14 protein-coding genes are annotated in these 13,259 nt (G+C 46.6%); all 14 read right to left on the bottom strand.

Features of this window, described 5'->3' with window-relative positions; all coding sequences use genetic code 11:
* Positions 1–133: 133 nt before the first annotated feature.
* On the bottom strand, positions 134–1,777 hold the full coding sequence (locus ACE2AL_RS16475) for a thiamine pyrophosphate-binding protein (protein ID WP_349415571.1): 1,644 nt from the start codon (positions 1,775–1,777) through the stop codon (positions 134–136).
* 41 nt (positions 1,778–1,818) lie between these two features.
* Positions 1,819–3,288, bottom strand: coding sequence for an aldehyde dehydrogenase (locus tag ACE2AL_RS16470; protein WP_206083612.1), 1,470 nt, complete (start codon positions 3,286–3,288; stop codon positions 1,819–1,821).
* A gap of 11 nt (positions 3,289–3,299) precedes the next feature.
* Positions 3,300–4,091 carry an aspartate dehydrogenase gene (locus tag ACE2AL_RS16465; protein ID WP_206083613.1) on the bottom strand — a complete coding sequence of 264 codons (792 nt, stop codon included), beginning with the start codon at positions 4,089–4,091 and terminating at the stop codon, positions 3,300–3,302.
* Positions 4,092–4,102: 11 nt separating this feature from the next.
* A complete protein-coding gene (locus ACE2AL_RS16460; RefSeq protein WP_206083614.1) occupies positions 4,103–4,897 on the bottom strand; it encodes an SDR family oxidoreductase in 795 nt (264 codons plus the stop codon).
* Positions 4,894–5,736: an alpha/beta hydrolase gene (locus ACE2AL_RS16455; RefSeq protein WP_349422104.1), complete on the bottom strand. Its 843-nt coding sequence runs from the start codon at positions 5,734–5,736 to the stop codon at positions 4,894–4,896. Before ACE2AL_RS16455 ends, ACE2AL_RS16460 begins: the two co-directional genes overlap by 4 nt.
* 15 nt (positions 5,737–5,751) lie before the next feature.
* Complete coding sequence (locus ACE2AL_RS16450; RefSeq protein WP_206083618.1) at positions 5,752–6,264, bottom strand: cupin domain-containing protein; 513 nt, start codon at positions 6,262–6,264, stop codon at positions 5,752–5,754.
* Between the two features lie 26 nt (positions 6,265–6,290).
* Positions 6,291–7,571 carry an MFS transporter gene (locus tag ACE2AL_RS16445; protein ID WP_206083619.1) on the bottom strand — a complete coding sequence of 427 codons (1,281 nt, stop codon included), beginning with the start codon at positions 7,569–7,571 and terminating at the stop codon, positions 6,291–6,293.
* Positions 7,572–7,589: 18 nt separating this feature from the next.
* Entirely contained in the window at positions 7,590–8,804 is a 1,215-nt protein-coding gene (locus tag ACE2AL_RS16440; protein ID WP_375083689.1) for an NAD(P)/FAD-dependent oxidoreductase, read from the bottom strand.
* Position 8,805: 1 nt separating this feature from the next.
* Positions 8,806–9,735: a VOC family protein gene (locus ACE2AL_RS16435; RefSeq protein WP_272539271.1), complete on the bottom strand. Its 930-nt coding sequence runs from the start codon at positions 9,733–9,735 to the stop codon at positions 8,806–8,808.
* Positions 9,736–9,842: 107 nt separating this feature from the next.
* A complete protein-coding gene (locus ACE2AL_RS16430) occupies positions 9,843–10,619 on the bottom strand; it encodes an IclR family transcriptional regulator (protein ID WP_206083622.1) in 777 nt (258 codons plus the stop codon).
* A gap of 32 nt (positions 10,620–10,651) precedes the next feature.
* Positions 10,652–11,407, bottom strand: coding sequence for an SDR family oxidoreductase (locus ACE2AL_RS16425; protein ID WP_206083623.1), 756 nt, complete (start codon positions 11,405–11,407; stop codon positions 10,652–10,654).
* Positions 11,400–12,440 carry an aromatic ring-hydroxylating dioxygenase subunit alpha gene (locus ACE2AL_RS16420; protein ID WP_206083624.1) on the bottom strand — a complete coding sequence of 347 codons (1,041 nt, stop codon included), beginning with the start codon at positions 12,438–12,440 and terminating at the stop codon, positions 11,400–11,402. Before ACE2AL_RS16420 ends, ACE2AL_RS16425 begins: the two co-directional genes overlap by 8 nt.
* 54 nt (positions 12,441–12,494) lie before the next feature.
* Complete coding sequence (locus ACE2AL_RS16415; RefSeq protein ID WP_206083625.1) at positions 12,495–12,803, bottom strand: recombinase-like helix-turn-helix domain-containing protein; 309 nt, start codon at positions 12,801–12,803, stop codon at positions 12,495–12,497.
* Positions 12,804–12,805: 2 nt separating this feature from the next.
* The gene (locus ACE2AL_RS16410; protein WP_272574039.1) at positions 12,806–13,120 is read right to left on the bottom strand and encodes a non-heme iron oxygenase ferredoxin subunit; all 315 of its coding nucleotides are present in this window, start codon (positions 13,118–13,120) and stop codon (positions 12,806–12,808) included.
* Between the last annotated feature and the right edge of the window lie 139 nt (positions 13,121–13,259).

Genomic DNA, 13,259 nt, shown 5'->3' with positions numbered 1-13,259 from the left:
TAGGGGCCACCAAATTTTAGCTGTTAAATCAGCGCATTAAGCCACTTTTAGCGAAGTGGCTTTTTTGTATCTGATGGATTGGCATACAAACAAAAAGAGCAGCCTTTAGCTGCTCTGGTTGGGTCTAAATCAATTAAAACAACTTTTTCTGTGGTGGGCCTGAGAAATTCATTTTGCCGATTTTATCCATGAGAACCTCGACCACGACAGGTTTTTTTAAATCAATAGCTTGCTGGAGGGTGGGTTTAAAATCAGTGGCTTTGTCGATGGTAAATGCAGTAATACCCATAGATTGAGCTAATTGATTGAATGAAGGCGTCAGTAATTCATTGTAATATTGCCTACCTGAGAAATATTTTTCCTGAATGCCTCGCATCACGCCATATCCATTATCATTCATAATAATCAATACGATAGGAAGTTGTTCTTGTGCCATGGTGGCCAGTTCGCCAATCCCTAACATCAAACCGCCATCACCGACAAGGCCAATAACCGAGGTGTCTGGGTTGGCTTTTGCGCTGCCAATCGACATTGCGAGACCCAAGCCAATTGCGCCAGCAAGGGAGTGAATATTGTGCATTGGCTCAGTGGCTTTTAATAACCGACTGCCCCATAAGCTCCCTGAGACCGTAATATCGCGCACAAAAATACCGTCTTTTGGTAGAACTTGTTCGACAGCATCACTGAGGCCACTATAAGCACCGCATTGTTCACGTAGTTGTTGCTCAGCTTGCTGAACGGCGTCTTGTACCTGTTTTTTCCAAGAATCAGATACAGGGCGCTTGGCGAGCTCCATTTTGTCTGCCAGTGCTTCCAGTAAGGCTTTAGCATCGCCAGTAATATTGATATCAGCAATATAATTTCGATTGGCAGCTTGAGGGTCAATATCAAGTTGGATCAGCGGGCGCGGTAAGGGCAATGACCATGTTTTGGTTTCATTGCTGCGCAAACGGGAACCAACTACTAAGGACAAATCACAGCTGCGCATTAAGGCATCGATGGAATCTGCATTATGAAAGGCGCGTAAGCTAAAAGGGTGGTCATCGGGCAGAATCCCGCGTCCGTGGGTACTACTAATCACGGCAATCCCTTGATTTGCTAAACGTTTTACGGCATCAGTGGCTTGTAATGCCCCTGCGCCAATCCACAATAATGGCTGTTTGGCTTGTTGAAGTTTCTCCCAAATAGTGTCGACGTGAGATTCGTTGCATGCAGGCAATACCGAGGGAACAACGGGGGGGCTTAATACGGAAATAGGCACTTGAGCACTTTGAATATCGATTGGGATTTCAATAGATACGGGGCCGCAAGGCATAGTTTGAGCGACTTGGATAGCTTTGTGTAAGACGGAGATCGCTTGCTCTGCACTGTGTACGCGAAAAGCTTGCTTGGAACTTGCTCGCAGGAAGCTGAGTTGATCTGGGGTTTCATGGATAAACCCTGCATCCATATCTAAATAGGCTTTTTCCACCTGACCCGTAATATGGATCATCGGTGAACACGCATTCATCGCTTCAATCATTGAACCAACGGCATTCCCTGCGCCCGCTCCTGTACTGGTTAATGCCACACCTAACCCGCGAAAACGGCTATGGGCATCAGCCATTGTCACCGCGCCCGCTTCGCCACGGCTTGGGGTAAAGTCGATGATCCCGCGGCGGCCAATTGCATCAGCAATGGGTAAATTATGAATCGAAATGACACCGTAAACCGTGGTGACTTGGTATTGCTCTAATGTTCTGGCGACGGCTTCGCCAACCGTAATCATGTCAGACATTATATTCTCCTAAATGCTTGAATAATCCTTTAACGGATTGGTTATTCACACCAACGGTTTGGTTGTGGGTTAAGTGCCAGAAACAGACTTTTTTGTTGCATATAGGCCTTGAGGCTTTCGATACCTTTTTCGCGACCAAGACCACTTTCCTTGAAGCCACCAAATGGGGTTGAAATAGAAAAAACTTTGTAGGTGTTGATCCAAACGGTGCCTGTTTCAAGAGCATCAGCAAGTTTAAAGGCGCGGGTATAATCACGCGTCCAAATCCCTGCCGCGAGGCCATACACGGAGTCATTGGCTTCTTGAATGAGTTCATCTTCGTTATCAAAGGGGATAACAACCAAAACAGGGCCAAAGATTTCTTCTTGGCAAACACGTGTTTGGTTATTTAAGCCTTCAATAATGGTGGGGCAATAATAGTTCCCCGATTGCAGGGCTGGGTCTGAAGGGATTTTCCCGCCAAGACGAATTTCTCCACCTTCTTGAATGGCCAGATCAACGTACGCCTGAACGCTATCGCGGTGAGCAGGGGAAATTAATGGGCCAATGTGTACGCGTTCTTGGCGAGGGTCACCGATAATTAGGTTTTGGGTTAATACGGTGAGTTTTTCCATAAATTTATCGTAGATATCACGGGCGACAAATAAACGTGAACCTGCAATGCACGCTTGCCCCATCGAACTAAAAATGCCGTAGCAAACACCGTGAGCAGCAAGGTCAAGGTCGGCATCGGATAACACGATCGTCGGGGATTTTCCGCCTAATTCTAACGAGGTGGTGATCAGTTTATCTGCCGCAATATGCGCCAGTTGTCGCCCTGTATTGGTGCCCCCTGTGAAGGATATTTTTCGTACTAAAGGGTGGCGTACGAGGGCATCCCCGATAATTGAGCCTTTTCCAGGCAGTACGCTTAACAAGCCGCTAGGTAAGCCCGCTTGCTCAAAGATTTCAGCGAGTTTTAACGAAATTAGTGGCGTTGCCTCCGCAGGTTTCAAAATAACGGCGTTTCCTGCGGCAATTGCAGGGGCAATTTTTTGCATATCACTGGCAATCGGTGAGTTCCACGGCGTGATCGCTGCAATAACGCCAATAGGTTGGTAAGTACTTATTGTCATGATATCCGTCTGGCGGCGAGGGGGAAGCTCTCCACCCAACACTTCACAAACCGCAGCAAAATAACGTGCGGTAGCCGCTGCACTTATCACAAGTCCACGGGCTTCAGCCCAGGGTTTCCCGTTATCTAATGTTTGTAAGTGGGTTAATTCTTCGCGCTGTTCGTCAATTAAGGTGCTGACTTTATATAAAATAGCCGCACGCTGGTGGGCGGGCATATTTCGCCATGAAGGCTCTCGCCATGCGGCTTCTGCGGCTACAACCGCATCCTCGACATCTTCAAGGCTAGCGCTATTTAGGGTTGCGACAATATGGTTGTCGCCAGGAAAACGCGATTGCATCTCTTTGCCACGGCCCAATTGCCATTTTCCGCCGACAAAAATATCCATTTTATTCATGATGTACTCCGTCAAATGGCATCCTGTTCAGCAACATGGCGGCAAATCGCCACCGCACTCAGTGCTGACAACATGGATGTTTTAGGGTTAGAGGGAAGTGGGTTGCCATTGAGTTCGATGCAAAATTGCCCAAAATCACCTTGTACTTCAATGCGATGGGTATTTTTTCTCGTGTTTGGGTCAACAATTAACTGTACTTGTGTGTCATCCATACCGATTCCGTAAAGGGCAACGGTTGCAGCAACATTGGCATTCGCTGGGAAGTTAAGTGCGGCCTCCCGAGCACTACCCGTAAAAAATACAGTCGCTTCAGTTACTTGGGATAAGTCGATAAATTGTTCGGCGGGGCCATTACGCCAACTCGCTGGGCTTTTGCGTGATTGATAAGTTACCTGCGTAATATTGGCCTCTTTCGCTGCACGCAGCCCATCAAGCCCTGCAATTGCTCCGGTTAGTGGAATTAATTGCCCATGATGTTGTTTGGCTAACGCGGTTAAATGTTGTGCCGTTGTGGTGTCAGCGAGTGCACCCGTTGAAATAATTGCTAGTCGCCAGCCCTTTTGTAAAACGAGGGGGGCGTACTGTTTAACAGCTTGATGGCTGGCACATTCCAACACAAGAGAGGGTTTTTCATTAACTTGGTTGATATCCTCAATCGGGGTGACTTCCCCATGAAAGCGCTTAAGAATAGCTTCGTGGTGATGCGCGCGTGCCACAATCCAGCGCAGCGTTATTCCACGAGGTAAGCGAGTAATCACCTCTTCTGCCATCGCGCCATAGCCAATTAGCATTAACGTTTTCATATTTCAATCCTTTAAATTTGATGGGCAAAGCCACCAGAGACATCCAAAGCGGCACCTGAGGTAAACGACGCCATCGGGGATGCTAAGAAAACCAGTGCACGAGCAGGTTCTTCAGGTTTACCCAAGCGCTGCATGGGAATGCCGCGGTTTTTGGCGATGTTGCCTATCCATTGTTCCCATGTGAGGTCAGTATCGCTGCGATTTTCGAAACGGCGTCGCCATTGGTCTGATTCCACCATGCCAAGTAAGATGGAATTGACACGAATACCTTTAGGTAACAATGTCTTAGATAAATTCAGTGTCATGTTTAATAATGCGGCTCTTGCAGCGGAGGTTGCGACCATGTGTGGCTCAGGTTGCAATGCTAGCAATGAATTCACGCAGGTAATTGATGCGATATTGGACTGTTCTAAGAGTGGTAAGAATGCATTCACTGGGTTTATCACCCCAAATAATTTCAGTTGGGCTTCATGTAGCCAAGCTTCTTCAGGGGTATCTGAAAAGCTGGCGACATAACCTTGACCTGCGTTGTTAATCAGTAAATCAACGTGCCCATATTGCTGGCGAACTTGTTCAGCAAAGGCCTCTGTTTGGGTTTTATCTAATACATCGCAGATTACAGCGGTAAAATTTCCTTGTGGGTATAAGGCCATTAATTTTGTTGTTGCAGCCTGTAATTTATCTTTATTTCGACCACAAAAGGCCACTTTGCACCCTTCGTCGAGTAATAATTTGACGGTCGCAAAGCCAATGCCAGAGCTTCCGCCAGTCACGACAGCCACTCGGTTATCTAATTGTAAATTCATGCGTTTTTCCTTTGCAAAGCGGCCGATAGAAAGTGAGTTAGGTGCTGGTTAAATTCAGCGGGTTGGTCAAGGTAGCTCGCATGACCCGCTTGTGGAACATAAAACAGCGGACACTGCTTCTGCTGCGCTAATCGGCTGACTTGCGAAGGCGGAGTGATGGTGTCCTCTTCTCCAACTAGCATTTCGAGCGCACCAGTATAGGCCTTTAAATACAGGCTGATATCGTCATGAGCCAGCATCCAAGCGGCGGATAAAAAACCTGGTGGGTTGAGTTTTCTCATATTTTGCTGCACCCACTCGATTTTTTCTTGTGAAGCAGTGGGTGAAAGTAAGGCTGCCGCGCGGTTTTGTGCATAAGCCTCGATGCCTGAGCTAAACACAATATCGTGCCTTTGGTCATACACGCGGTTGCGTTCTTCAAGGCTTTTTGTTCCATAACCTTGTGCGGGGTTAGCGAGAAATAAGCCATTGACGCGCTGAGGATGCAAAGAGGCAAAAGCACAGGCCATTAAAGCCCCCAGCGAGTGGCCAACGAGGGTCACTTGCTGTAAACCCAGTCCATCAAGAAAGGCTTCTAACGCATCGGCGTAATCCAGCGCTACAGGTGTTTTTGTCGCCAATTCAAGGCTATTCATATAGCCAGGTGCATCCCAACAATAGAGATGATAGTGATGAGTCAGTGATGACGCCGTCAGTTGAGAAATCCATGAGGCCGATCCTGAACTGATACCATGGAGGAGGATCACTGGCTCACCTTGGCCTGCCTCCCGCCAATTAAGGCGATATTGACCAAAGTTGGCAATCTGTAACTCGGGTAAATTTTCAATTGGCAGATTCATCACTGATTACTCCTGTTATCCGCGTTTCACTTTTGATAGTGGGTGGTCTTCTGGGTATGTTGGGATAGCGGGTTTTTGTGTCCCAATCATCACACACATTAAGGCCTCCTCTTCCCCGTGATTGAATAAGCCGCGGTAAATTCCCGCAGGGACAGAAATCAAATCACGTTCTTTTAATACCGTTTCATATTCTTCATCACCGTCTTTGATAAACAGCGTGATGGTGCCTTTTAGCATGAAAAAAACTTCTTCAACGTCAGGGTGCAAGTGCAGCGGCCCTTCACACTTAGCGGGTAAGACCATGGTGGAAAAGGTGAAGTTTTCTGCAGGAACAGTATTTACATCGCTTGCGACTCCTGTTGCGCCAGTGCCGATATAACGCATTTGTGCGCGGCGATATTTCGGGTCGTAATCGGCTTGGAATTTCAATGCGTTCCAATCGTATTTGCGCCCTTCAAGGCGGGCTACTCGGGATTCAATCCACTGTGCCATTGGGATCCCTTGTGGTTTGATTTGAGGTTGTGACATGGCGTTATCTCCTAAAAAGGCAGTGTTTAGTATTTTTTCAGTAAGGGGAGCAATAACAAGCTACCCACTAAACCAATAATGACGATAAATAACAGCCCACTATCCATAGTGTGGGTAACGGTAATCAACACACCCATTAATAGCGGTGCGGCAGCGCCAGCAAGGTTTCCAAGGCCATTGAATATCCCACCAGCAAGGGCACTGACTTGTTTTTGTGTTGCTTTAGCGAGTAATGCGAAAATGTTAGGAGCACCAGCTCCCCACATAAACATGCTGAATGCCATCATTAAAATGATGCTGTAGGTCTCAGTGAGGAACAGCACGCCCGCCAAACCAAGCACGGCACCCAACAACGAGATAAAACACACTAAGGCTCTGCGGTCGTAGCGGTCAGAAAGCCACGCGCCAATTGCTTCACCAAACAGCATGGCAATGAATGGGAGGGAAGAGAGGATCCCTGCGTGTTCCAAGTGAATGGATTTCCCTTTAATTAAGTAGCTTGGTAACCAGCCATTCATGCCCCAGAGATAGACTAAAAACGCAATGTTGAATATGCAGATAATCCAAAAATGGCTATTTTGAAATAGGCGTTTTTTATGAGCTTTCATTTCTGCAATTTGTTCTTCAGGTCGTTTTTCCCCTGATGCTGTTTTTAACTGAGCACTCCGATTGACCAAATTTGGGTGGCGAATTCCGAAGACCACCAACCACCACACGGGCACGGTAAAGGCTGCCATGACGAAGAAGGTGCTTTGCCAGCCAAAATTATTTAATAGATACAACGAAATAGGGAAACCTAGTGCTGCACCTAGCGGAGTGCCCAGCAACCAGAGCATCGTGGCTCGAGCCTGCATTTTGGGCGGGAAGGTGCGGCGGATAATGGCATAGGCGATGGCTAACAATGGCCCTTCGGCTATGCCGAGTAATACGCGTAGGAAAACCATGGTGCCATAATGGTGGGTAAATCCCATAAAGATCATTAAGAAGCACCAACTGCTGATCATAAATAACAACATTTTTGTGGGGTGAAAGCGGTCACCAATCCCACTCAGTAACATGGATGAAACGCCATACGCGAATAAGAAAGCGCTCATCAATAAGCCTAAACGAGTGGGATCAAAATCGATCCCCAGCGCTTGTTGGAACTTTTCGTCTGAAAACAGTGCAGCGATGCTAATTTTGTCGAAAAATGCCAGTAAAACGCAGGAAAATAGGCCGATTGGGATCAGCCAGTTCACTTTTTCTGGTGTATCCTGCGTACTTTGTGCATTTTCATTGGCGGGTATCGTGATACTTTGATTTGCCATGTTTTTTCCTCGCTGGCACTATTTAAGTGACATTAGTGAAAATGTGGGGTCGGCAAGCTCTGAGGGAACCAATTTACGCTGGCTTTGCAACCAACGTTTACCCAGTTTGATCGCGCGAGCATCATTAAACGCCACCATTTGAACCAATTCGTTAGCTTCATTTAATGCAAAGTGAACCTCTGAATTTTCGCTGTGGCGTTGGATGTGTTGCAGAGTCTGTGTGCTCGGGACTCCTAAAATTTGTATGTTGTCTTGGTATTGATCAGACCAAAGCCAAGCGGGTTCATTAAACCCTACGGATTGCGGGTTAAGCATCGCTTTTGCTGTGGTGATGGCTTGGTTTTGCGCATAAGCCCAAGATTGCAAACATAAAGAAAGTGTTGGGTGGCATGCAACGTCCCCCGCGGCGTAGATGTCAGGGTGCGAGGTTTGCCCTTGAGCGTCGATCACGATGCCATGTGTGACCGTTAACCCCGCATCTTTTGCGAGCTCAAGGTTGAGCTCAACACCAATCCCCATAACGGCAAGGTCAAAGGACTGAATTGGGTATTTTTGACAACCGATTTGTAAAGCGTCGTTGTCATCAACCAATTGAATATCGCCACAATCTGTAATGACCTGTACGCCAGCCTCATGATGGCGCTGCGCTAATGCGTCGGAGACACTTTGCGGAACACTGCGCTCACACAGACGGTTTTGGCGTTCAAAAATCGTCACATCAAGACCCATTTCCCGTGCAGAAGCTGCGACCTCTAAGCCAATCCATCCACCGCCAATGATGGCAATTTTTTTTGCGGATAAGAGGCTGGAGCGTAGTGCTTGGGCATCATCCCATGAGCGTAGGGCAAATACGTTAGGGTGTTGTTGCCATGCTTTTGATAGATAACGAGGACGGCCACCTGTTGCAATAAGCAGTTTATTAAAGCTAACTAACCGCCCATCATTGAGATAAACACACTTAGCTTGCGCATCAATTCGCTCGGCTCGAATGGGTCGAAACCACTGCAGGTTCAATGCTCGGGTATCATCTTCACTAAATAAACGCGATAAAACAGCGTCTTCTTGCGTGAGAACTGCTTTTGACAGTGGAGGGCGTTCGTAAAAATCGTGGTTTTCATCACTGATCACCGAAATAGTGCCTTGATAGCCTTGTTCTCTGAGCGTTTTTGCAGCCCAGCCACCAGCTTGGCCACCGCCAATAATGACAATACCGCCTTGAATTAGAGTGCTCATCTTATGACTCCTTGGCGGGTTTAACTTGGCGGCGTGTTTCATAATCTAAGCCACCTTCAACCGCCCATTCGGTAAATGAAACCAGTGAGTGTTCCAGTTCCCTTGGCTGCCATTTTTCCGTGAGGTAGTCGTCGTTGGTGTAGTATTCGAATGCGCCGCCCGTTGGGCTATTGACGTACCAAAAATAAGCGGACGAAATCGGGTGGCGACCTGGACCAATAAAGGTACTCCAATGATGGCGGTTCATAGCTAAGCCCCCACCAATCACCTCGTGAATATCCCGAACAGTAAAGGCAACGTGGTTCAAGCCACTGCCGCGATGCGGTAACTTGAGTAAGAACAAATTATGGTGGCAGCCATTAATTTGAGCGCGTAGGAAAACGGCGCGATCGATGTAGCGATCCGAAACTTGGAAACCCAGCTTTTGGCAATAAAATGCTTCTGTTTCAAGGAGGTTATCAACAAAGAAAACAACATGACCCACGTTAATAGGTGTAGCTTTTTCATAAATTGGGCTAGGTTCATCAATGCGGCGAATGTCTCCCCATTGATTGATACCTGTGACGTCGAGTTGGACGTCTTTTTGTTGTGAAAGGCAAAAAGCGACAGTCATGCCATTAGGATCGCGGCATTGTGCGCCAGAAGATGTTCGCTCAAATCCATCACATTCCTGAATATTATCAATAATTTGATTTAGGTTAGTGAGGTTCTCAACGCCCCATGTAATGCGCCTTAAGGTTGATCCCGTTTCAAAAGGTGCAGGAAGGGAAGCATCATCAAGGGGGAATAATGCCAGCTCGGCGCCTGATAGAGTGGTAAACACGTTTGGATTATTGTTAGAAACGTGTAAGCCAAAGTCATGTAAAAATTTTTGGCAGGCTTTAAGGTCTTCAACGCCAAATTCTAATTTTTCTATTCCAATCACTGACATAGCTTAATCCTCTGTAGGTTGGTGTTATTGCCTGATACGTTTTTTGGGCAAAGGAAAGCCGAGGCTTATGGCAATAAACCGAAAAATGGGTAAGTTTTTCGCTAACGCTAAATCACTTTGGCTGGGATGATGCCGCCAATAAATTCAGTTAGCTTTTGTGCTGCACTGCGCACTTCATTTTGCAAATATTGGCGCTCCTGCACAGGGATGCTGTCCATGGGAACCATGATACTGATTGCCGCTTCGACCCCGTTGTCTTGGTTGTAAACAGGATAAACAATGGAGGAGATGCCACGGCGATAAAATGATTCACCGATAACATAACCCCGCAGTTTGTCAGCTTGGATCATGTTCCAGAATTCGTGTTTGCTGCCCGCGTTATCAGGTAGCTCTTCATCAGGGTAAAGAGCATCAAATTCTGTAGAAGAAAGCCCGCTTAATAGCATTCGCCCTAAAGATGTTCGATGAGCTAATAAGCGTGTGCCGACGCTGACATGGTTAATTTTTGATTCCGCACCGCTGACGCGAGCGATGTAAATAATGTCTCGGCCATCGCGAATTACAAGATGGCTATTGCACTGGCTTCGGTCTCGCAAATGTTCAATAATCGGTTGGCCTAATTGGGTTAAATCAAGAGAGGCGATATAACCGAGACCAAGGCTAAGTACTTTGCGACCAAGTGAAAATGCCCCTGTTCTCGGGTGTTGGACAAGGAAATCCAAATGTACCAAGGTTTGTATCGCGCGATAAGCCGTGGCTTTAGGCATATCGACTAAGCGTAGGATTTCGGCAAACGTGAGCTCGCGGTGCTGCTGTGCGAGCAAGAGAAGAAGTTGCAATCCTTTTTCCAGACCAGGTATCAAGTACTTACATGTTGAATTCAATGCCTTAACCTCGCCGCCCACGCGGTCATCAATTAGTTAAATACAAAGCCGCCGTTGACGGGGATGAGCTGCCCCGTCACAAAATTAGCCATATCAGAAAGCAAGTACAATGCAGTACCAGTGACATCTTCAGGTAATTGCTCCCCTTGTAAGGCGCGACCATTTTCATAAAGCTGGTGGCGTTCTTCAGGGACATATTCAGTGGCTTCAACTTTTGTCAGCCCTGGCGCGATCGCATTAACGCAAATGCGGTGTTGGCCTAACTCACGGGCCATTGAGCGAGTCATACTGATAATTGCCCCTTTACTGGCGACATAGGCCATTAGCCTTGGCGCCCCCCAAAGGGCAGTATCAGACGCAATATTGACGATTTTTCCATGTTGGCTTTGCTTTAATAGCGGTAACGCCGCTTTTGTTACCAGCCATGTTCCTTTGACATTTACAGTCATGACGCGATCCCAAAGCTCAAGATCGTATTCATCTAAGGCTTTACCCCCCACGCCAGTCGCAAGAGCCGCATTGTTGATCAACCCATCAATGGCACCTTGTTGGGAGATGTGTTCAAAGGCTCGGCGAATAGAGGCGGGATCAGCAAGATCGATACAGTAACTTTGTGCATCAAACCCTTGGCGGCGCAATGTTTCGGTACTTTCTTGCAAACGTTCTTCAAGAATGTCGCACAGAATGACCTTAGCGCCTTGTTCTGCGACGGCTTGGGCAAAGCTAAAACCCAGCCCCCTTGCCGCGCCAGTGACCACAATACGTTTTCCCGCCAATAGGTTATGCATTTTCAGTTTCCTTACTGTAAATCAGTTCAAACTGTTTTTTGGCTTCACGCTGCATGATGCGACGAAGACGGGATAAACCGACATCGTGTTGATAGAGAAACTCATGGTTACGTGCATTTGGTGCGAGGTTTTCTAAAATAATGCGGTCTTGCTCTAACACATCCCAATGCAGCCCCTCTAAGCGGTTACGGTACATAAAGCGCCAGAGATCGCGTTGCCAGTCTTTGACTTTACGAATTCGCCAGAAGAATACGCGGCAGTGATCTTTATCTTCTGGAACGACCATGCCGATGATCCAAAAGTGCCCACCTGGTCCAAAACGTTTTTGATATGGGATGGATAAACGAAGCCAGTTTGCACCTGTGCTGGCAAACTCCACCCAGTCGAAGTTGACACCAATTTGATCATTCTTACGAAAAATAAAACCCGTTTGAGTGGCTTCAAGGATCATCTCAGACTGTTTATCCCCTTCAGCCATGGAGTGTGACGAAGAGTGTAAATAGGTGCCATGCATCGGATCCATCACGTTTTCAAGGGCATACTGATAGTTGCATTTCCAAGATGCAGTGCAGAGGAAGTGGCTGTGGTTTTCGTTATCGGCTAATTCTTCAGGGAATTCAAGCGCTGGCGGCGTTTCCCCTTCAATCACAGCAAAATAGAGGAAAATCGCACCGTGAACTTCCTGAACTGGGTAGGTTTTTAAGCATTTTTGGCCTTCAAGAGGGCATTGGCTAACCGCTGGAACGTCCTTGACAATACCATCTCCGCCTACTTCAACGCCGTGGTACCAACAAGCAATGCGCTCACCAAGGTTCCAGCCCATGGATAAACGTGCACCGCGGTGAGGGCATCTATCTTCTAAGGCATGAATTTGGCCTTTATCATCGCGCCATAAGACAATTTGCTCTTCAAGGCGAGTGATGCCGATGGGATTACTGCTGACTTCCCAGCTTGATAATACGGGGTACCACTGTCCTCGTAGCCCCACATCTAAATACGCTTGATAGTTTTGAGGTTGTGTATTCGTTGTCATAATTTGCTTCCGATTATCAAAGGTTATTTTTATTTTTGTATAAATTACAAAGTATTAATATCCATTAACGAGCAAAAATTCGCGGAAACTGCTGGATGTCCATGCGTGACCTTGCCGGTCAAATAATTGTTGTTGGTTTAAAGCTTCAACGAGGGCTTCGAGAGTTTCCGTTCCTGATGCAAATAAATTTTCTAATGCGGCGATCAACGCTGTTTCGTATTCATCTGGAAGTCGCGATCGTGTTTGCCAGACAATATTTGGCGCACTTCCAGGTGCTTGAATACTCCCTTTTCCACCTTCTCGTGCAGGAATAATTTGGTTATTTGCGGGGAGGTAAGGATTAATATTTTGAATCGGTTCCATGTTTACTCCTCAATTAAGCTAATTTCGATTTGGTTTTCATGAATGCGAGTTTGATAGGTTTTTAAATCTCGACCACCAGGTTCTCGCAGACATTTTCCTGTTTTGATATCAAAGATGGCTTCATGTAGGGGACACTCAACTTTTCCATCTTCAACAAACCCTTGGCTGAGTAGGGCATAAGCGTGAGGACATACATCTTCTAAAGCGTAATATTGGTTTTCAACCAAAAAAATACCGATTTCGTTGTTATTAACTTTGGCTGAAAAGGGAAATTCTTCTTGAACTTGTGAAACATCGCACACAGCAATCCAGCTCATTTTTTTCTCCTCTTAATACGCAGTAACATTTTGTTTCATATACGAAACGTTGTTTATTATTTAAAACCAGATTAAATGTAGGGGTGATTAATAGTCAATCGAATGTTGATCATATGTAAAATATTCGTTTCGAAATGTG

The organism is Providencia xihuensis (genome assembly GCF_041953405.1).
GTDB lineage: Bacteria > Pseudomonadota > Gammaproteobacteria > Enterobacterales > Enterobacteriaceae > Providencia > Providencia vermicola.
Note: the sequence above shows the minus strand (reverse complement) of the source record. Positions and strands in the feature narration are given on the sequence as shown.

Excerpts from the sequence above, each read along its gene's own strand:
- ACE2AL_RS16475 (WP_349415571.1), bottom strand. The coding sequence starts at position 1,777 with ATGTCTGACATGATTACGGTTGGCGAAGCCGTCGCCAGAACATTAGAG.
- ACE2AL_RS16470 (WP_206083612.1), bottom strand. The coding sequence starts at position 3,288 with ATGAATAAAATGGATATTTTTGTCGGCGGAAAATGGCAATTGGGCCGT.
- ACE2AL_RS16465 (WP_206083613.1), bottom strand. The coding sequence starts at position 4,091 with ATGAAAACGTTAATGCTAATTGGCTATGGCGCGATGGCAGAAGAGGTG.
- ACE2AL_RS16460 (WP_206083614.1), bottom strand. The coding sequence starts at position 4,897 with ATGAATTTACAATTAGATAACCGAGTGGCTGTCGTGACTGGCGGAAGC.
- ACE2AL_RS16455 (WP_349422104.1), bottom strand. The coding sequence starts at position 5,736 with ATGAATCTGCCAATTGAAAATTTACCCGAGTTACAGATTGCCAACTTT.
- ACE2AL_RS16450 (WP_206083618.1), bottom strand. The coding sequence starts at position 6,264 with ATGTCACAACCTCAAATCAAACCACAAGGGATCCCAATGGCACAGTGG.
- ACE2AL_RS16445 (WP_206083619.1), bottom strand. The coding sequence starts at position 7,571 with ATGGCAAATCAAAGTATCACGATACCCGCCAATGAAAATGCACAAAGT.
- ACE2AL_RS16440 (WP_375083689.1), bottom strand. The coding sequence starts at position 8,804 with ATGAGCACTCTAATTCAAGGCGGTATTGTCATTATTGGCGGTGGCCAA.
- ACE2AL_RS16435 (WP_272539271.1), bottom strand. The coding sequence starts at position 9,735 with ATGTCAGTGATTGGAATAGAAAAATTAGAATTTGGCGTTGAAGACCTT.
- ACE2AL_RS16425 (WP_206083623.1), bottom strand. The coding sequence starts at position 11,407 with ATGCATAACCTATTGGCGGGAAAACGTATTGTGGTCACTGGCGCGGCA.
- ACE2AL_RS16420 (WP_206083624.1), bottom strand. The coding sequence starts at position 12,440 with ATGACAACGAATACACAACCTCAAAACTATCAAGCGTATTTAGATGTG.
- ACE2AL_RS16415 (WP_206083625.1), bottom strand. The coding sequence starts at position 12,803 with ATGGAACCGATTCAAAATATTAATCCTTACCTCCCCGCAAATAACCAA.
- ACE2AL_RS16410 (WP_272574039.1), bottom strand. The coding sequence starts at position 13,120 with ATGAGCTGGATTGCTGTGTGCGATGTTTCACAAGTTCAAGAAGAATTT.